At 68.4% G+C, this 285-nt stretch carries 1 protein-coding gene; it reads left to right on the forward strand.

The window, feature by feature from the left end:
• Positions 1–285, forward strand: a 285-nt coding sequence (locus KUG41_RS16215) for a zinc-dependent metalloprotease (protein WP_216905050.1), incomplete at both ends; no start/stop codon positions are given.

Below are 285 nucleotides of genomic sequence, written 5' to 3' on the forward strand. Positions count from 1 at the left end.
ACAGCTTCAACTGGGCCACCGATGATGTGGCCCTCGTCTTCAACCGCGGCGACTATTCCGCCGCCGCCACCGCCTCCCACGAAGTCGGCCACACCCTTGGCCTCACCCACGACGGCGCCGGCTCCACCGAGTACTACGCCGGCCATGGCGGCACCGGACCCACCAGCTGGGGCACCATCCTGGGCGCCCCCTACCTCGGGGACGACGAGAACCTCACCCAGTGGAGCAAGGGGGAGTACTACGGCGCCAACAACTCCCAGGACGACCTCGCCGTCATCACCGGCA

This window comes from Synechococcus sp. CCY 9618 (genome assembly GCF_019038415.1).
GTDB lineage: Bacteria > Cyanobacteriota > Cyanobacteriia > PCC-6307 > Cyanobiaceae > Cyanobium.